The organism is Shewanella marinintestina (assembly GCF_023283845.1).
Classification (GTDB): Bacteria; Pseudomonadota; Gammaproteobacteria; order Enterobacterales; family Shewanellaceae; genus Shewanella; species Shewanella marinintestina.
This window is the reverse complement of record NZ_JAKILC010000004.1, coordinates 70,259-90,078: the sequence shown is the minus strand read 5'-3', so window position 1 is coordinate 90,078 and position 19,820 is coordinate 70,259. Positions and strand designations below refer to the sequence as shown.

Sequence of the window (19,820 nt, the reverse complement as noted above, 5' to 3'; positions counted from 1 at the left end):
GTCGCTTATCCCTAAACATTACCTATGGATCAAATTTTTGTCGAGATTATAGTTATTTATTAACTACAGCGAATAAATAAACAGAGTAAAGAAAGTAAAACTAAAAATAACAGTGAAGGATCAACATGGAACAGACTATTCAACTGATTATCTTTTTTGGGCTAACAAGCCTAGTAGGCTTAATTACTTATTTAAAGTGCCGTAAAATCACCCGTGATAGCAGTGACAGTAAAGACTACTTTCTCGCTGGCGGGGGATTAAGCTGGGTTGTTGTTGCCGGCTCTTTAATGATGACCAATATTAGCGCCGAGCAAATAGTGGGCATGAATGGCGCTCAAACCTTACTTGTTGCTTGGTGGGAAATTGCAGCAGCGATCGGCCTTATCATTCTAGCTAAATGGCTTATTCCCATTTATTACAAATATAACTGCACCACGACTACCGAACTTCTGGAGCGCAAATACCAAGATAAAGGGATCCGTGCCATGGTATCGATACTTTTTATGCTCGGTTATGCCTTTATTTTGCTTCCCGTCGTGCTCTACACCGGCTCATTATTTATGAAGTCGATGTTTGGCCTATCTATCTCTGTCACCTTTTTAGCAATCATCTTTGCTGTTGTGGGCGCAGTTTACGCCATCTTTGGCGGCCTAAGAGCCATTGCAATTTCAGACAGCCTAAATGGAGTAGGCCTACTCGTAATGGGAGTTATAGTGTCATATTTGGCACTCAATGCGGTGAACTGGGACCTGACAGGGATCCCAATCGAGCGCATCACACTTGTTGGTGATACTCAATCAGACATCCCATGGCACACCCTATTAACAGGGATGATCTTTATCCAAATATTCTATTGGGGTACCAACATGGTGATCACCCAAAGAGCTTTAGCAGCAAAGTCTATAAAAGAAGCGCAAAAAGGTCTTTATGCAGCGGTTGTCATGAAGCTCATTATTCCAATCATTGTTGTTCTTCCAGGCCTTGTAGCCTTCAAGCTCTACGGAGATGTCGGCGATGTGGCTTACGGCAAGCTCGTTGGCGATATTTTACCAAGTTGGATGTCAGGCGCATTTGCAGCCGTTATGGCCGGTGCGGTATTGAGCTCATTTAACTCATGCTTAAATTCTGCAGCAGCCCTTTATACTTGCGATATCCACCAAAACTATGTCAATTCTAACGCCGATGTACGAAAAATAGGTACCCGAGTCGCATTGGTCTTTACGCTGATTTCATTATGCTTGGTACCTATATTTGCCCAATCAAGCAGCATTATATCGCTGCTGCAACAGTTAAATGGTCTCTATTCAATGCCAGTACTCGCGGCATTTATCTGCGCCCTCGCTTTTAAAGATGTAAATGCTAAAGCAATTAAAATAGGGCTAGTATTTGGCGTGGTCGTCTATGCAGTATTTACCTTTGTTTGGAGTCCGCTGCACTTTATTCACATGATGGCCATTACTCTTGCAGCAACAATTTTAGTCACCCTAGCACTGAGCAAGCTTATTTTTGGTCCGCAAACAGCAAGCGGTCAGCTAATCAGTGACTAAGCTCCTTATTAAGGCATGTTTGATTGCGAACTTTAACCTAAGGTATCAACTGACACCTTAGGTTAAAGCTTTAGCATTAGTGCCAAATAGTTATGAGCTGAAAAACTCAGTTACACAAGTTACAAAGTCATGATATAAAACAATAGATGGATATTTAGCACAAAAAAGATATGACACAGGGAAATGCTTAAAGCGCTTATCGCTCTGAGCCACTTTTCTACCGTGGACTTATTCAAGCAAGTTTAGGTGTACCGCTGTTATTAATTTGGTCGTCAGAATCAAACCGCAGCTAAACCAATCAGTTTACAGCAATGTTTTTGTACTGAACGCAAATTTTAACATTCGGAATTTAAATTATGTCCAACCCCTCTCAGCGAGCAAACAAATTGTTTGTGCAAACTTTCGGCACCCAAGCAGATGAGCTTTATTGTGCCCCTGGACGCGTTAACCTTATAGGTGAACATACCGACTATAACGATGGTTTTGTTTTGCCTGCGGCCATCAACTTCCATACAGCAATTGTTGTAAAACGCCGTGACGATCTACGTTTTCGCGCAGTGTCTGATGCCTATCCAGGCGAAATTGAAGAATGGACTTTTGGTGAAGAAGGCAACCCCGTTGCAAATCACTGGTCAAACTATTTAAAAGGCTTTACTGCAGCAATGGCCACATCAGGCTTAGCCCCTAAAGGGCTCGACATTGCAGTTGTTAGTAATGTACCAATGGGCGCTGGTTTATCATCATCAGCAGCACTTGAAGTGGCCTTTGGGACCGCCGTGAATGACTGTAGCCAAATAAAGCTGTCTCCGCTTGCTATTGCACAACTTGCACAACGTGGTGAAAACCAATTTGTCGGCTGCGCCTGCGGCATTATGGATCAAATGATCAGTGCTCTTGGCGAAAAAGACCATGCCCTATTAATTGATTGTCTAGATCTAGACAGTGAAGCGGTGAATATGCCGGACAGTCTGAGCCTTATTATAATCAACTCAAATGTACAGCGTGGTTTGGTAGAATCTGAATATAACCTTCGCCGCGAACAATGCGAACAAGCCGCCGAACACTTTGGGCTTGAATCACTGCGAGATTTAACTTTAGCGACACTCGAAGCCGGCAAGTCAGAACTCAGTGATGCTTGTTATAAGCGGGCTAGGCATGTCATTACCGAAAATAGACGTACCCAAAATGCCGCATGGGCATTGGAGTCTAATGATATTGCCAAGCTCAGCCTATTAATGGCCGAATCACATAATTCAATGCGTGACGACTTTGAGATCACTACCACTGAAATCGACTATCTTGTTGAGATAGTATCGGAAGTTATTGGTGATCGTGGTGGTGTGCGTATGACAGGTGGCGGCTTCGGCGGCTGCGTTGTCGCGCTGGTCGACCACGAACTCACCGACGCAGTTGTCGCTACCATTGAACAGAAGTATGCAAACAAAACGGGGCTAGAAGCCAATATATACCTGTGCTCAGCTAGCGACGGTGCTCGACGCATCGATAATTAAATTACGTTTAATAGGACTAAACATGGTACGTATTCGCCCTCTCGAAGCCTGGGATGACCCACGCGGTGGACAAATTGAACGAGTGCTTATGGATAATGGCACAATTGCGGTTGAGGTATTAAGTCTAGGCGGAATTATTCGCTCTTTATGGGCCCCCGACCGAGATGGCGAACGTGCAAACTTAGTATTAGGCTGTGATAATGCCAGCGACTACTTAGCTCAAGATGCCTATTTAGGCTCTGTTACAGGGCGGTTCGCAAACCGGGTAGCTAAAGGTCAATTTACGGTTGAGCCCAATCATTTTCAGCTTAATGTTAATCAAGCAGGTAATTGCTTGCATGGTGGCATAGAGGGGTTTCATCGAAAAGTTTGGCAGCTTGGAACCCTACCCGATGGCGTGCGTCTTAGTCTAAAGAGCCCTGATGGTGACATGGGCTTCCCTGGTAATTGTAATGTGCAGTTAGATTACCGCTTAGTAGGTAATAACCTTTATGTTGAGATTTTAGCCAGCTCAGATAAAGCTTGCCCAATCAGCATTTCACAGCACAGTTATTTTAATCTTGATGCCAGCGACTCAACTCTTGAGCATCAGTTACAGGTTGATGCGAAGCAATACCTAGCTACGGATGATAGCGGGATCCCCGTTAGTATTTGCGATACTTTCGCTAGCAGTCTAGATCTATCATTACCGACCAACTTACTATCACTAATTGGTCAAGAAGAGTTTACGACAACATCTGGTATTGATCACTGCTACTTACTACCAAAAACAGAATCAAAGTTACAACGATTTGGCAAGCTAAGCTCTCCATTAAGCGGACGTAGTTTGACCTTATATACTAATCAGCCCGGCGTGCAAGTATATGGTGCTAACCACTTACAGGGGACGGTAGGTAAAAATCAGCAGGTGTTGCAACAATACCAAGGTGTGTGCATGGAGCCTCAGCAAATACCCGATGCGCCGAATCAACCTAGCATTGCAGGCAACTCATTAATAGCCCCAGGTGAGCTCTACCACCACATTAGTCGTTATCAGTTTGAATGTGATTAATCTGAGCAGTAAAATATACGGATAAAAAAACAGCGCCTAGTAGGCGCTGTTTTTTATTAAACTAATCGTCGTAATCGTCTGACCAATCGTCATCGTAGTCATCGCCATCGGCAGATGCTAACTCTGGCTCATCGTCATCTTCAGCAGGTGCTGCTTTGGCCTTTTTTGGCGCTGCCGCACTTTTTGGGTTATTTGCTTCAACCCAGCCCTGATGCTTAGCCATAAACTCTTCTCTTGCGGCAAACCAAGCTGCACCGAAGTTTTTCTCAACTTCTGCAATGGCTTGATCATCAAGTTCATGCAGATTAGGCTTAACGATATCCTCTGCATACTCGATGATTGCTTCGCGAGTTGCGTTATAGAAGTAAACACGCCCTGCAGAAGCATCTGGAAACTGTTTATCATGAATTAGAATGGTATTACCACGAGCTGTTCTTAGCTCACCGTACCAAACTGTTTTTTTTGTCGTCTTATACATATATGTTAATGCCCTTAAATCAACACATACAAACTAAATAAGAGGTAATTTGCGCTAACATTTACCTCCGTTTTCCCTATATTTTTTCATCAGGGACAGAAGCGGTATTTTTACAGATTCTTGCCGAATATCAATAGTTGAAAATGCGAAATATGCCTCTCAAAGTTGAAATAAATCACATAAATTATTCAGCTCTTATCGAATTTAGTTCAAAGCAGCGGTTATTCAAGTTTTTCGTTATCAATAAATGCAAAAAATCACTGCAATAGTTAACAAAGCTCACAACATCAACCGTTTAGGTAACAAGTACCAATGAAAGACAACAAGCAAAATTTCTATCGAAAAAGTACTATCACTATAGTGTTAGTGCAATATGACAAGCGTATGTCAGTCGCTTAGGCAATGAATAAAATTTCAACATTCAGCAGAGAGAATGGCACAAAACGTAATACCGTAAAAAGAGAGGTTTAGGCTTTTTAGTCGTGAAAACAAAACCAATATTGGCTAACAATTTAGATGCGGTGATTAGAGTAATATATCCGCAGGTTTAAACTGCATTATTTCTATGCCCAAAATATCATTTCAAAAACTAACTAACACTCAATTGCAGTGTTATCGCTGTTATAAAAGTAAAAAAAGCGGCCCTAAGGCCGCTTATTGATTAGCTACATTTATAGAGTTAGAAGTTCACCGTCATTGGATCAGAACAAAGGCTAGATGATGCTTCACAAATCTTATATTCAACTGATGATGAAGCACCAGAGAAACGGTCACGATAACGGCCATCATTGCTTGTCGTTGCAACTGCGACGCCGTCACGGTAAACCACGACATCATCACCCGCAGCACCATCCCATGTTAGATCAACAAGCGCACTACCACGACGAGATAATTTAGCCCGCACTACACCCGCTGTAATGGTATGTTCAAATACTTCAACATCCATCATTGCGCTATCGCTATTACCCTCAGCATCTGTAACCATCATAGAAACAGTATAAGTTCCTGCTGTTGCGTAAGTATGTGCTGGGCTCATATCTGTCGATACATTGCCATCACCAAGATCCCAGCTGTAACTAACGATATCGTCATTGACGTCACTGCTTGAATTAGTGAAGGCAACATTTAGACCGTCTACTGCATAACTAAAGCCTGCAATTGGGGCTGCAGGTGCAGCTTCTCCAACACCAGAAATCACTATACCCCAACTGTTAAGCGTTCCTGTATCGGCACCAACGTTATCATTAACGAACAAGCTCCAAGTACCTGTCGCGATTTCGCCATTAAATGCACTTAGATCCCAGTTCTTAACAATATCATCTGCACTGCCACCTTCACGGTTATGTAATACCACTTCAGTACCCGCTGGCGAAGTCAGTGTTACCACTAAATCACCAATCCAAGTGTGTGAGATATCCACATTGGCATCAACTCCAAACACTTGCACATCATCAGCAACAACTATCGTGCTTACAATACCTGCAGGGTCATTATCTGGAATAGCTGCAGAATCAGTATTTGAGTACGTGAAATCCTGTAGACCTTCAGGCAACACAGTCAATGAAACCGACTTCTCTTTAACAGTACTTCCATCATCACCAGTAACGGTAATGGTGTAATCTCCCCAAGGAGTGCTCGCATCTGTAGCAACATTTACCATAAAGGTATCGTCAGCCATTACACTATTACTAGATAGCGTCACACCTGCAAGCGCTGGCGATACTGCAACTGAAAGTGCGACTGTACCATCCCAACCAGCAACACTGCCTACGCTATAATCGTAACTCGTTGAACTACCGGCTTCGATAGTTTGCGAGGCGGGCGTAACGCTAAAGCGGTACCCAGGATCAGGATCCGCAAGATCAAGTGCATTGGCGACATTCAGTCGAGTACCTGCAACCGTCTTACCCGTTAGGTCTGCATTTACATCTCCTGAGTCCATTAATAGCTGCTTCATTGCTGTTGCAGACAGATCTGGGTTAATTGACCACACCAATGCTGCTGCACCTGCAACATGTGGCGTTGCCATTGAAGTACCTGAGAAAGTTGAATAAGTGTTGCCCGGCGTAGTTGATAAGATAGCTGAACCAGGCGCGCCCATATCAACACTAGTTAAGCCCCATTGAGAGAAGCTAGACATTGCATCGTTACGATCTGTACTAGCAATAGCCATTACAGCATCAGAGTCATAACTTGCAGGATAACTTGCACTAGCATCATTGTCGTAAGCTCCGTTACCAGCCGCCGCAACAAATAAGATCCCAGCATCACCGCCTGACTCAATTGCATCTTTTAACGCTTGGCTAAATCCACCGCCTCCCCAAGAGTTGTTTGTCGCTTTAATATCAACGCCATGGTTCACTTTTAAGTCAGTCATGTAATCAATACAAGCTATCGCCCCTTCAGTTGAACCTGAACCGCTTGCATCTAAGAACTGACAACCGACAATACTGACATCCCAGTTAACACCAACAACACCGACGCCATTGTTACCTGATGCACCGATAGTACCCGCTACATGGGTACCGTGACCATTGCCATCCATTGGGTCACCGCTATTATTGTTAGCATTGAAACCATGGATATCATCCACGACCCCGTTGCCATCATCATCAATACCGTTACCAGGGATTTCATTTGGGTTGGTCCACATATTAGCTTGTAGATCAGGGTGGTTATAATCGACACCGGTATCGATGACACCAATCACAACTGAACTATCACCCGTTGTTACATCCCAAGCTTCCACTGCATCGATATCAGCATCAGCTGTACCGCCGTCTTGCCCTGTATTGTTTAAACCCCAAAGCGAAACAAAATCAGGGTCATCAGGTGTACCAATCGCCTTAATCACATAGTTAGGTTCTGCGTACTTTACTGCTGGATGACGGCTAATGATTTTAATCGCCTCACCAACATTAGAGCCTGCACGAAGCGTTAACTTTGCCAGCTTGCCATCAAGCAAATTAGCAAAACGGTCATCGATGCCATTAGCATCCATATCTCTCATTGACGCACGTACCAAACGTTGGGCAGATTCTCGCTCGCTCTTAGTCGCATTGTCTTTATAAACAACGATTAACGAGTCTTTAATATATTCATGTTGCGTTGGTGTTTTTGCCTGCACTGGCGTAGACGAAACAGCAATCACTCCTGCGATCGCTGCTGCTAACGGTGTTAATTTTTTAAACATAAACTAGTCCCTTTTAATCCTTTAAGTATCCCCGAACCGGTACTGCAAAAAACAAACACGCTATGCGTAGTCACAAAACTGACTGATAAAAACGTGCAGTAATAACCCGGTATTTGTAACCGTTAGAATTGTTGCCACAGAGAGTGTCGATTTGAAAGATGGCTTAATTCATTTAGCACTAAACTACTAATCCCATGGCATTAGGCTTTTGACGTTAAAAGCATAATGTAAAGCTTAAACAGCTTTATTTTCAGCAAGTAAGATACAGCTGTAGTTAAGGTAGAACATTTACTAACCGCGCAAATAAGTAGACCTTTTTCTGATTGCGACAAAAAAGTAGCAAGGTAACTTGAGGAACTTATCTGGCGAGTAACGTTGTGCAAACCCGCTCACCAGCAAGCAGCAAAGTGGCTTAGGTTTACTTTGCAACGATGAAAAAAGGAGCGTTAAGTGTCCGTTTTCAAAACCCTGGGGATCATCACCGCCCTTGTCCTTTATTCAGTCGGCAGTTTTGCTGCTGAATCTGAGTTCGAGAACAATGAGTTACCCATAACACTACAAACACTTCTCGAGAGTTCAGGCCGTAGCAATGTCATTAACCTTGTGCAGGCCGGTGTGTTAAACCAAGCGACGCTAAGTCAGATGGGTGAAGGCAATATCACCGAATTACTTCAAATAGGCAGTAATAACCAAGCTGAAATCATCCAACTTGGCCAAGACAATGAAGTAGAACTCTTACAGTCTGGTGCAAATAACCAAGCTTTTATTACCCAGATTGGCGATGACAATTTAGTACAAATTAATCAACTGGGAAGTGCCAGTTTTTCAATTGAACAAATTGCAGATGGTGCTGCAATGACAATTACTCAATATTAAACAGGGAGAGTCATATGAGATCACAAACAACTAAAACAATGATTGCGCTGGCGATTACAGCAAGCCTAGGCATTAGCAGTAGCGCTTTAGCAGATTCAAGTAATACTGCAGAAATCACTCAAACGACAGCAGCTTCAGGAGCCGTTGTAGGCCAAGATGCGACAGTTCGTCAAACAGGAGATCTAAACGTAGCTAAGGTTAAACAAACTGGCGATGCGCAAGAAACAAACGTGACTCAAGATGGTGTGTGGCAAGAGGCTTACGTAAACTCTGCTGGCGAAGGAAATACAATTGATATAGACCAAACTGAAGACTGGCATATAGCCAATGCAGACATTACAGGTAATGACAATTCAATTACTGTAAACCAAAGCGGATTCTTTAATGAAACTGATATCGATCTCTCTGGTGACGGCAATGAAGCAACAGTAATGCAAGCAGGTGAGCAGAACGGTGCAGTCGTTGAGTTAATCGGTGACGAAAACACGAGCTACGTTGAGCAAGACGGCAACGGTAACTTTGCCACTTTCCGTGTAGAAGGTGATGCTAATGACGGTGATATTACTCAGTATGGTGATAACAACGTGGCAGGTTTTGTGTCATTGGACATCACACCTAACATGGGTAATAACAATGATGTTGAAGTTTATCAAGAAGGTAATGACAACCTAGGTGCGGTTAAAGGTGTTGCAGGCGACAACAACAACTTCATCGTATCCCAAGAAGGTGACGACAACACAGGTTTTGTCTATGAGCTTACTGGCTCAGACAATGAAATTGAAATCGAACAAGTTGGCACAAGTAACACCGCTTATTTAGCGCTTGCGACTGGTGATGATAACGACATCGAAATAGAACAAGATGGGTTATCTAATACTATCGGCGATACACTGATCGCTGAAATTCAAGGTAGCGACAACATGATTCGTATCGAACAAGATGGCGATAATAATGGTGCGGAATTCCAAGTTTTTGGTGACGAAAATAGTCTAGTTCTAGACCAAGAAGGAACTGGCAACTTTGCAACCATAGGTCAATATGGTGACGATAATGATGTTTCAATCATGTCTGACGGTGATGACAACCAAGCCGTCGCTTTCACAGAATTAGATGATAACGGCATCGAAATTGCGCAAGAAGGTAATGAAAACTTCGGTTACGCTGATGTACTTGGTTTCGGTAATGACGTTGATATTGAGCAAGATGGCGATCAAAACGAAGCGTTAGTTTCGGTTGTTGGTTTCGATAATACTGAAGTAGAAATGACTCAAGAGGGTGATCTTAACCTTATCGACCTGATTATTGTCGGCGACGAGAATATCGCTACTATCGCTCAAACAGGTAACGGAAACTGGGTAGGTGGTGAAAGTGTTGAAGCCTTTGAAGTCAACGGTGTAGATAACAGCCTAAACATCGCGCAAACAGGCAACGATAACTTAGTTATGGGCTCACAATCAGGCTCTGGTAATGTTATTAGCGTTACTCAAACCGGTGATTTCAATACCGCTACAGTGATGCAAAATTAAGAGTTAACTCAAAGAGTCACTACCAAAAAAGGGAGCTTAAGCTCCCTTTCTTTTTACTTATCTGATGCGCTAGTTTTATTAACTCTCCAATCTTAGCTGAAGAGCTAAAGCTTTAGGAACACAACTCAAACTGACTTTGGTACGTCTGCGCCCAACGCAATAGTTCAACTCGGTTACGAGATTGGGTTTTTCTAAAAATAGAAGATATATGCGCCTTTACTGTATGTTCACTAATGCAAAGCTGATGGGCAATTTCTTTATTACGCGCACCGCTTGAAACCAATTGAATAATCGTTCTTTCTCGCCCCGTTAGCATTTGCAACATCACAACCGTATCTTGTAATACCTCACCGCCACTATCTAACCGCTTGACCAAATGATTAAACATCTCGCTCAGTAATAATCTGTCATACCAAAGTTCATTGGCTACCATTTTACGCAAGCCATTTAATAGCAAGTCCATGCCCTGATCTGCGTACAATAAGCCTTTTATACCAAGTAGCATTGCAGCTTTGGGATCTAGCGTACCCCGCTCAACTTGATATAGAGCGATTGGAAACTGTGAAACTAGCCGCGCCGCAACTAAGGGGATCCCTTTACTATCAAGTGCAGTGCCTTTCTGGGCAACCAAATAAAAGCGATTACACTCTTTGGCCATAACCAAATCTGATGGCTTCTTGATCACTCGGGTTTTTAGCCCTATTGATTCAGCCAAAATAGCTAAATGACAAGGTGATGCAACCTGATGAATAAACACTAACTCATCGATTTTACTCATTGAATTCTCTCCATGAATTTGACCGAGACAAACAGAGATAGACATAAAGACACTCTTCCTTAGTATCTATGACTGTAAAACGGCAATAAGCTTGCAACATTAATATAACATTGCGAAGTGAATAGCTACATAAAGCGACCTTCACAACCAATTTATCCGCAAATAAATTAATACTCGGTAGAAAGGACTGGATAATGAATACAAAATAAAACTTATTGGTAGTAAAAAAGAAGGGTGGAACCCGCCCTTCTCATGGTGCAGATAACGATAATACTAACTTAAGCTGGTGACCAATATCCCATGGCAACGCCTTTATCAACCAGTTCAGATACAGCTAACTCAATGGCTTGCAATACGCAAAACTGCACGGGTTCGTTGGTGGTAAACCCGACTTCAGCCTCAGCTAACCGATTCAAACTAGTGAATCGAATTAGTCCAGCACGCATCTCTTGGGAAAAAACTCGCTTAGTTGTTGATACCGACATCATCACTTTCCCTGTATGCACATCTACGGCGCGTAAATAGATAGTGACTTGGTCTTCACGGTACAGCTCTGAGGCACCGATCCCGTAATACTCAACACCTGCTCCGCCTGTGCTAATGTTAGTTTCATAGCTAATAATTCCGCCCTCTAAAAGCAGGCGAGCATTGGTTAGTTGCGGTACTTCTTCTTTACTGGCTTTTGCCGGCTGCTTCTTAGTAATCTTGCGCTCCGTCAGTAAGTTTTGTAGTCCCTCTCTTTCTACCGGTGTAAACCATTTAGAATCGAGTAAGGTTTGCACTAGCATCGAAGTCGCGCCTTGGGTGACGGCTGTAGAAAAAGAGCTTACATTCTGTTGGGGTTTGTACTGGCCTGTTTGATCTCTAAACGAGTACACGGCGACTGGGATTGGATATTTAGGTCCAGGTTTCGCCATTAACGCCTGCATGGTTTCGCTAGTGGGATTAAGTTTTGCTTGGCTAATATTTAGCTCTGGCTTAGGAATTAGACTACAAGCCGACAAGCCGATAACGGTCATAATAGTGAGAATATATTTCATCGGTTAGCCTCCATATGTCGGCATTTCGATAACAGTCACTTCACCGGTCAATAGGTTAGTAATGGTCAACATTACTCCACCACCAATGGATGCGACTTCAATTCTAAAATCCCCAGTATCATAAGTGCCGTCGGTGATCTCTCCACTCGCCACGCCACGTGTAATCGTGTTCATAATGTTTCGCTCTAGCGACTCTTTAAAGCGGCTAACAAAATCTTTCTCTTCAGAACTAGCAGTATGGTCGTTTTGAGCATTAGCTTTATTTAGCAAATAAGAGCCATTTAGCGCTGAACCGCCAAAACTGGGGTTAATAGGGGTGTAAACCAGTTCGGTTGCATGGCTAGATCCAGCAAAGAGTAGCCCAGCAACAATTAACATCCTGTTATTCATTGTAGTTATCCTAATATCCGTCAGAACTATCGGCTAACTCACCAGTAATGGCATTCGCCCTAACACGTGCTAAGTGATCAATAGTGAGTAAAATCGCTTGCTCTGCTCTTTCTTTTATCGGGCTAGCTCTACGCCCAAAGTGAGTCTTGTAAATCGTAATGCCATTAACTTCAAGCGTAAGCAAGGTGCCAGCTTGAGGAAATACAGTTTCATATAAGGTCACGTTAAACCCTTGTGTAAACGGTAAATCACGCCAATAGCTTGAATAGTAAAAACTGAAATCTTTACCAAAACGGGTGAGGGTTCTATCAATAACTAAACCACTAATTTCAATATCAGCATCTTGCGCACTAATAGGCAGAGAGCAGCAAAAAACCAGTAACAATATTGAAATTCTTGCGCGCATATCCAATACAACCCTAGAGTAGATTTCTAGTCTAAATGTTAGATAGCCAGTACTAACCAAGGCCTCAACATTTCTCGACTTTCTACCCTAACAGCTATCGGATTAGTTTTGACGAATGAGCAAAGAGGTTTAAGCCCAAACAATCAAACATGGAAAAAAGGCGTAATACTTTTGGGTATAATTATGTTCACAATAAATTAGCGCTTTGACTGCTTTTATTGAAATACAGGTATAAAAAAGCCCAGCTAATTAGCTGGGCTTTCATGTCCAGTTAAATCCTATTACCATTTACGGCTCAATGGATCTAGAACGGGATATCGTCATCCCAGCCATCATCCAAGTCAGGAGTGAAGTTCTGCTGTGGCTGCGGAGCTGGGCGCTGTTGTGGCGCTTGCTGCGGAGCTGGAGCAGCTTGTGGCTTAGGCGCATAACCACCTTGTTGAGGTGCTTGCTGCTGCGGTTGTGACTGCTGCTGATAACCACTTTGTTGAGCTGGAGCTTGTGGCTTCGGCTGATAGCTGTTTTGTTGTGGTTGCTGTTGTTGCTGTGAGCCGTAGCCACCGCCTTGTTGCTGTTGCTGACCACCATAGTTCTGGTTGCCACCTTGCGATGGAGCACCCGCATTCTGGTTACGGCTACCTAGCATTTGCATGCTACCACTTTGATCGACAACCACTTCAGTGCTGTAACGATCTTGACCACTTTGGTCTTTCCATTTACGAGTCTGTAGTTTGCCTTCTAGGTAAACTTGAGAGCCTTTACGTAAATACTCACCAGTGATTTCAGCTAGTTTGCCGAACATCACAACACGGTGCCATTCAGTACGCTCTTGCTGTTGACCTTGCTGGTCTTTCCAAGACTCACTTGTCGCCACGGTAATGTTGGCTACGGCATTGCCATTAGGCATGTAACGTACTTCAGGATCTTGTCCTAAATTACCGACCAAAATTACTTTATTGACACCACGACTAGCCATTGAAATCTCCTGGAACGTATATTAAATTTTCACTAATCGACAGAGCGTAACACAGCTCTGGCTTCTCTCAAATCGAAATGGTCATCTACTTTTAAATAAGCGACCTTTTCCTCAAGTACAACTATCGCCTCAGACACACCGGTAAGTGCCGACAACTCAGTTGCCATGGTCACTGCGCTCTGTTTATCGGTAACATTCGCCTCTAATGTGTAACTCTTCAAAAGCACTGGATTTTTCATACCAAAGGTCAATAAAAACCAAATAACCATCAAGCCTAAAGCAACGGCAAAAACCCCAGATGCCCCCAGTAATTCATAGGCACCACCACCTAATAAACCACCACAAAAGGCACCTAAAAATTGGCTGGTAGAATAAACACCCATTGCCGAGCCTTTATCACCAACGGGACAGAACTTGGCGATCAAACTTGGTAACGAAGCTTCTAGGTAATTAAATCCGGTAAAAAACAGCACTACAGCAATGCTCAAAACCACCAGGTTATCGGCAAACATCGCCATTGAACCAAGGGCGGCCATCATAATCAGCAAAGCAACTTGAAACATACCTTTAGTATTATTGCGCTTAACCCCAATAATAATCAGTGGCACCATTAAAAAGAACGCGCCCATAAAGGCCGGAAAATACAGCATCCAGTGCTCTTCTTTAGCAAGACCCGCATCGACTAAATCCAGCGGCAAGGCGACAAAAACTGCAGTCAAGACTAAGTGCAGGATGAAAATACCCGCATCAAGTCTAAATAACTGTGGATCCATTAACATGCGCTTAAGCTTTTCTGGCGCAGCGACGGTATCACCTTTTGGTGCTTGCGATATTGGGTTAGGCACTAAGACTTGCACAATTATCATGCCTAGCAAAGCAAGGCCTGCCGTCATAAAAAACAGTCCAGACAATCCGAGGTGCTGCGCTACAATGGGACCTACTAGCAGTGATAAGGCAAATGAAAAACCGATACACATACCGATAATCGCCATCACTTTAGTGCGTTGTTCATCACGGGTTAAGTCTGCAGCAAGTGCTAGCACAGCAGCGGCAATCGCCCCCATACCTTGTAAAGCACGGCCAGCGACTACGCCATAAATAGTTTCAGCATTAGCGGCAACTAAACTACCTAATGCAAAGATTAATAATCCGGCTAAGATGATAGGCTTACGGCCAAATTTGTCAGATAAAATCCCCATTGGGATTTGAAGAACCGCTTGCGTTAAACCATACGCGCCAATAGCAATACCAACCCACAAAGGTGAAAAACCTTCGAGGTGTTGGCCGTATAGTGCAAACACAGGCATGATCATAAACAAGCCCATCATGCGCAAGCCAAATACACTGGCTAAAGAAAATGCGACTTTTTTCTCAGTCTTGGAAAGTCCTTGGTTGGCCATGCCCCCGCCCTGATCTGTGAACTTGAAATAGGCCGCGGAGTTTATCACGAAGTTTTTCATAGCCCAAAAGTAAAAACTGAAGATGTATACTTGAACCATGTTTTAAGTGACTGGTTCTCAAAGCCCCGATATCAAGGGGATTACCACAGTTAACGTGGCAAAATCTTAGTTCTCTCCTACAATTGTTAGCCAGTCTTGGCTATTTACATAGCCAAATTTGTGAGATACTTAACCACTTTTTTCGGCTTTGAGATCTGAACGCTAGATGGAAAATATTGAAGTACGTGGTGCTCGTACCCACAATCTTAAAAACATCAACCTGACCATTCCCCGCGACAAACTTATCGTGATCACGGGACTTTCGGGTTCAGGCAAATCTTCTCTAGCGTTTGATACGTTATATGCAGAAGGCCAACGACGTTATGTTGAGTCTTTATCTGCTTATGCGCGTCAATTCTTGAGTTTGATGGAAAAGCCAGATGTTGATCATATTGAAGGTTTGAGCCCTGCAATTTCTATCGAACAAAAATCAACATCTCATAACCCGCGCTCAACCGTGGGAACCATTACTGAAATCTACGATTATTTACGTCTGTTGTTTGCCCGCGTGGGTGAACCTCGCTGTCCAACTCATGGAGAGCCCTTAGCCGCGCAAACCGTAAGCCAGATGGTCGATAAGGTACTTGAACTGCCAGAAGACAGCCGTCAAATGCTGCTCGCTCCAGTTGTTAATAACCGCAAAGGCGAACACGTTAAGCTATTAGAGAGCTTATCAGCACAAGGTTATATTCGCGCCCGTATCGACGGAGAGGTCTGCGACTTAACCGATCCGCCAGAGCTAGACCTGCACGTAAAGCACACCATTGAAGTGGTTGTTGACCGATTTAAAGTGCGTGGAGATATAAAGCAGCGCCTAGCAGAGTCATTTGAAACTGCGTTAGAGCTTTCCGGTGGTATCGCCAAAATTGCCAGCATGGATCCAGCTGAAGGCAAGACAAAAACTGAAGAACAAGTGTTTTCGGCTAACTTTGCTTGTCCAGTTTGTGGCTATTCAATGGCAGAACTTGAGCCGCGCATTTTCTCGTTTAACAATCCTGCAGGTGCTTGCCAAACCTGTGATGGTTTAGGCGTACAGCAGTTTTTTGATCCAGAGCGAGTCATTACTAATACCGAGCTTTCGTTAGCCGGCGGCGCCATTCGAGGCTGGGATAGACGTAATTTCTATTACTTCCAAATGCTCACTTCGCTTGCTGACCATTACAAGTTTGATATTGAAAAACCGTTTGAGCAGCTAAGCGATGAAGTACGTAAAATCGTACTTTACGGCTCAGGCAAACAAAGCATCGCATTCAAGTACATTAACGACCGCGGCGATGTCGTTGTTAGAAATCACCCATTCGAGGGCATTCTAAACAACATGGATCGTCGCTATCGTGAAACTGAATCCAATGCTGTACGTGATGAGCTAACCAAGTTTATTAATACTCAGTCTTGCCAAAGCTGTGGCGGTTCACGCCTACGTGAAGAAGCACGTAACGTGTTTATTGAAGAGCTCAATCTTCCTGTTTTGACTCAGTGGTCTATTGGCGAAGCCATGGATTACTTCGACAAACTAGAGCTAACCGGTCAACGCGCGCAAATTGCCGAAAAAATCCTTAAAGAGGTACGCGACCGCTTAGGTTTCTTAGTCAACGTTGGCTTAAATTACTTAAGCCTTTCACGTTCAGCTGATACGTTATCAGGCGGTGAAGCGCAACGTATTCGTCTTGCCAGCCAAATTGGTGCCGGCCTTGTGGGTGTGATGTACGTGCTAGATGAACCATCAATAGGTCTACATCAGCGTGACAACGAGCGCTTACTACAAACTCTTATCCACCTGCGCGACTTAGGCAACACTGTAATAGTGGTTGAGCACGATGAAGATGCTATTCGCATGGCAGATCACGTGATTGATATCGGCCCAGGTGCCGGCGTGCACGGTGGCCAGGTGATTGGTGAAGGTACACTGCAAGACTTACTGAACTGCAAAGAGTCCATCACAGGTCAGTACCTGTCTGGTGAAAAGCAAATTCATATCAAGACTGAACGTACTGAGTATGATCCAACTAAGCTAATCGAGCTATTTGGCGCTTCAGGTAACAATCTTCAAGATGTTGATTTGCAAATTCCTGTTGGCTTATTCACTTGCATTACAGGTGTTTCTGGATCAGGTAAATCAACACTGATTAACGATACTTTCTATAAGATTGCACATATGCAACTTAACGGTGCGACCGTTGATGAGCCCGCACCTTATAAGAAAGTGGTTGGTATGGACCATTGCGATAAAGTAGTCGATATCGACCAGAGCCCAATTGGCCGTACACCACGCTCGAATCCGGCAACCTATACAGGTATTTTCACGCCAATCCGTGAGCTATTTGCTGCAACTCAAGAGTCGCGAACTCGTGGTTATCAGCCAGGTCGTTTCTCGTTTAACGTTAAAGGCGGTCGCTGTGAGGCTTGCCAAGGCGATGGTTTAATCAAGGTAGAAATGCACTTCTTACCGGATGTTTACGTGCCTTGTGATAGCTGTAAAGGTCAGCGTTATAACCGTGAAACCTTAGATGTACGCTTTAAAGGCAAGAATATTCACGAAGTGCTACAGATGACCGTTGAAGAAGCGCGTCCGTTCTTTGAAGCGATTCCAGCTGTTGCCCGTAAGCTACAAACCTTAATGGATGTAGGTTTGTCTTATATTCGTTTAGGGCAAAGTGCTACCACTTTATCTGGTGGTGAGGCGCAGCGAGTGAAGTTAGCTAAAGAGCTTTCTAAACGTGATACGGGTAAAACACTGTATATTCTAGATGAGCCAACAACCGGCCTACACTTTGCTGATATTCAGCTGCTGCTAGATGTATTGCATCGCCTTAAGTCTCACGGCAACACTATTGTTGTTATTGAGCATAACCTTGATGTAATTAAAACTGCTGACTGGATTATCGATCTTGGTCCAGAGGGTGGCTCTGGCGGCGGCACAATTTTGGTTGCAGGCACGCCTGAAGAGGTTGCAGAGCATACTGAGTCGCATACAGCGCGTTTTTTAAAACCTCTTTTAGGCAAGTAATTAGAGTTTAAAAAACAAAATGCATTTTAGTAATATTTTATTAAGTTTAGGCCTTGTGTTATCACTTGGCCTACTGCTCACCGCCGTCATCGACCCGCTAATTGGCAATTGTTCTATTCATAAAGCTCGAGTGATAAGTAGTGCTGCCGAATCAAGCACTATTGCGCTATCCAATGGCACTGTTGCTCGAGTTGATGTCGGTAACCTAAAAGAACAGTCTCTGATCAAAGTAGGAGCTAAACGCCGGCTTTTCTCTCGGGTTAAGGTTTATAAAGTTAAAGCAACCGATCTCCCTCAAACCACAAAAAACACCATGCAGGTGAGTAAAATATTGTCGCCATTTCAGTCCTAACCCGTTAACTTAAAAAAGTTAAAACTATTTAAGTTAACGACAAAGGGCAAAATGGATGCTGCGCACACTGCTATTGATAGCCACCTCAATAATACTTACCTCATGTGCTTCTTCCCCAAGTTGCAATAAACACCCCACGCTAACTTGGGCGAATACCACAAGTATCGACGCCGATATACGTCAGCTAACCAGAGCGGAAATGGCAGGTCGCAAAACCGGAACAGCCGGAGCGGCATTAACTCGATCCTATCTAGAAAAGCGTTTTAAGCAAATAGGAATTCAGCCTTGGCAAGGCCAATATCAACATCCATTTAATTATCGTAGCGGCTTTAGCGACAAACTAGGGATCAATATGATTGGGGTAGTACCAAGCACTACTGATAGCAACCGATGGCGTATTGTCATTGCCCATTATGACCATTTAGGCGGACAAGGAAAACGCTATTACCCCGGCGCAGATGACAACGCATCGGGTGTGGCGGGTTTACTACAATTAGCTGAGCGCGCAACAAAGCAAAGCAGTGAAGTAAACTTGCTATTTGTCGCCACCGACGCCGAAGAACCAGGCCTCTATGGTGGCTATGCATTAGCTGAACAATTAGGCATAAACAGCACAGTACCACAGATTGCTCAGATTGAATTGGCCATAAATCTCGATATGATTGGTCGTCCTAATCGCCATAAAGCTATCTATATTGAAGGATCGAGACGTTTTAAGAAGTTTGCCGCAATACGCAAGCAAATTACCCAAGAAAACCAGCTTTGTATTCGAACCCAACAGCCAAAAACATTCGATGGTTCAGTCATTGCAACCGACTTTTTGCGCGCCTCCGATCACTACCCTATGCATAAGGTAGGGATTGCCTGGCTTTACTTTGGCGTCCCCGTTCACCGTGACTATCACCAAAAAACAGATACAGTAGATAAAATAGATATCAACTTTATTGCCGCAGTTAGCGAATCAGCCTATCAACTGCTAAAAATAGACAGCTTACTGCTACAAAATTATCACTAACGTGAACAATGACTTACTTTTTTAACATCGTAAGCCCTTAATTGGCCTGCTATTTGCTTTAAAACTCAAGTAATTTTGAGGATTAATTGGTATTACCAATTGTAAGCTGCTATACTAGTCGGCTTACTGATACGTTTTCGGTGCGGGAAGTCGACACGGGGTTGATTTTCTGTCT

16 protein-coding genes are annotated in these 19,820 nt (G+C 43.6%); 8 read left to right on the top strand and 8 right to left on the bottom strand.

The window, feature by feature from the left end; translation table 11 throughout:
- The first annotated feature begins 125 nt into the window (after window positions 1–125).
- The 3 genes from L2747_RS05785 to L2747_RS05775 all read left to right on the top strand — a co-directional run bounded on the left by L2747_RS05785 (window position 126) and on the right by L2747_RS05775 (window position 4,109).
- Complete coding sequence (locus L2747_RS05785; protein ID WP_248998141.1) at window positions 126–1,547, top strand: solute:sodium symporter family transporter; 1,422 nt, start codon at window positions 126–128, stop codon at window positions 1,545–1,547.
- A gap of 356 nt (window positions 1,548–1,903) precedes the next feature.
- Complete coding sequence (gene galK / locus L2747_RS05780) at window positions 1,904–3,058, top strand: galactokinase (RefSeq protein ID WP_248998140.1); 1,155 nt, start codon at window positions 1,904–1,906, stop codon at window positions 3,056–3,058.
- Between the two features lie 22 nt (window positions 3,059–3,080).
- Window positions 3,081–4,109 (top strand): aldose epimerase family protein, encoded by a 1,029-nt coding sequence (locus tag L2747_RS05775; RefSeq protein ID WP_248998139.1) that lies wholly within the window; start codon window positions 3,081–3,083, stop codon window positions 4,107–4,109.
- A gap of 61 nt (window positions 4,110–4,170) precedes the next feature.
- On the opposite strand, the gene L2747_RS05770 is transcribed toward L2747_RS05775, so the two are convergent.
- Together L2747_RS05770 and L2747_RS05765 are read right to left on the bottom strand one after the other, a co-directional pair.
- Window positions 4,171–4,587 carry a hypothetical protein gene (locus L2747_RS05770; RefSeq protein ID WP_248998138.1) on the bottom strand — a complete coding sequence of 139 codons (417 nt, stop codon included), beginning with the start codon at window positions 4,585–4,587 and terminating at the stop codon, window positions 4,171–4,173.
- 679 nt (window positions 4,588–5,266) lie between these two features.
- Window positions 5,267–7,780 carry a S8 family serine peptidase gene (locus tag L2747_RS05765; RefSeq protein WP_248998137.1) on the bottom strand — a complete coding sequence of 838 codons (2,514 nt, stop codon included), beginning with the start codon at window positions 7,778–7,780 and terminating at the stop codon, window positions 5,267–5,269.
- 450 nt (window positions 7,781–8,230) lie between these two features.
- Here L2747_RS05765 and L2747_RS05760 point away from each other — a divergent pair, with 450 nt between their 5' ends.
- Together L2747_RS05760 and L2747_RS05755 are read left to right on the top strand one after the other, a co-directional pair.
- Window positions 8,231–8,656, top strand: coding sequence for a curlin (locus L2747_RS05760; protein ID WP_248998136.1), 426 nt, complete (start codon window positions 8,231–8,233; stop codon window positions 8,654–8,656).
- A gap of 14 nt (window positions 8,657–8,670) precedes the next feature.
- A complete protein-coding gene (locus L2747_RS05755) occupies window positions 8,671–10,182 on the top strand; it encodes a curlin (protein ID WP_248998135.1) in 1,512 nt (503 codons plus the stop codon).
- Window positions 10,183–10,294: 112 nt separating this feature from the next.
- Here the strand turns inward: L2747_RS05755 and L2747_RS05750 are convergent, their stop codons facing one another.
- From L2747_RS05750 to L2747_RS05725, 6 genes are all read right to left on the bottom strand, one after another.
- Window positions 10,295–10,960 carry a helix-turn-helix transcriptional regulator gene (locus tag L2747_RS05750; protein ID WP_248998134.1) on the bottom strand — a complete coding sequence of 222 codons (666 nt, stop codon included), beginning with the start codon at window positions 10,958–10,960 and terminating at the stop codon, window positions 10,295–10,297.
- A 278-nt stretch (window positions 10,961–11,238) separates the two neighbouring features.
- Window positions 11,239–12,000, bottom strand: a complete 762-nt coding sequence (locus L2747_RS05745; protein ID WP_248998133.1) for a CsgG/HfaB family protein — start codon at window positions 11,998–12,000, stop codon at window positions 11,239–11,241.
- Window positions 12,001–12,003: 3 nt separating this feature from the next.
- Window positions 12,004–12,390: a curli assembly protein CsgF gene (locus L2747_RS05740; RefSeq protein ID WP_248998132.1), complete on the bottom strand. Its 387-nt coding sequence runs from the start codon at window positions 12,388–12,390 to the stop codon at window positions 12,004–12,006.
- A 10-nt stretch (window positions 12,391–12,400) separates the two neighbouring features.
- Window positions 12,401–12,796: a curli production assembly/transport protein CsgE gene (locus tag L2747_RS05735; protein ID WP_248998131.1), complete on the bottom strand. Its 396-nt coding sequence runs from the start codon at window positions 12,794–12,796 to the stop codon at window positions 12,401–12,403.
- Between the two features lie 304 nt (window positions 12,797–13,100).
- Window positions 13,101–13,772, bottom strand: coding sequence for a single-stranded DNA-binding protein (ssb, locus tag L2747_RS05730; protein WP_248998130.1), 672 nt, complete (start codon window positions 13,770–13,772; stop codon window positions 13,101–13,103).
- Between the two features lie 32 nt (window positions 13,773–13,804).
- A complete protein-coding gene (locus L2747_RS05725; RefSeq protein WP_248998129.1) occupies window positions 13,805–15,172 on the bottom strand; it encodes an MFS transporter in 1,368 nt (455 codons plus the stop codon).
- Window positions 15,173–15,437: 265 nt separating this feature from the next.
- On the opposite strand from L2747_RS05725, the gene uvrA reads away from it, so the two are divergent.
- The 3 genes from uvrA to L2747_RS05710 are packed head-to-tail and all read left to right on the top strand — an operon-like array spanning window position 15,438 to window position 19,645.
- Window positions 15,438–18,278, top strand: a complete 2,841-nt coding sequence (uvrA, locus tag L2747_RS05720) for an excinuclease ABC subunit UvrA (protein ID WP_248998128.1) — start codon at window positions 15,438–15,440, stop codon at window positions 18,276–18,278.
- A 19-nt stretch (window positions 18,279–18,297) separates the two neighbouring features.
- The gene (locus L2747_RS05715) at window positions 18,298–18,630 is read left to right on the top strand and encodes a hypothetical protein (protein WP_248998127.1); all 333 of its coding nucleotides are present in this window, start codon (window positions 18,298–18,300) and stop codon (window positions 18,628–18,630) included.
- A 55-nt stretch (window positions 18,631–18,685) separates the two neighbouring features.
- Window positions 18,686–19,645 (top strand): M28 family peptidase, encoded by a 960-nt coding sequence (locus L2747_RS05710; RefSeq protein WP_248998126.1) that lies wholly within the window; start codon window positions 18,686–18,688, stop codon window positions 19,643–19,645.
- Window positions 19,646–19,820: the final 175 nt, after the last annotated feature.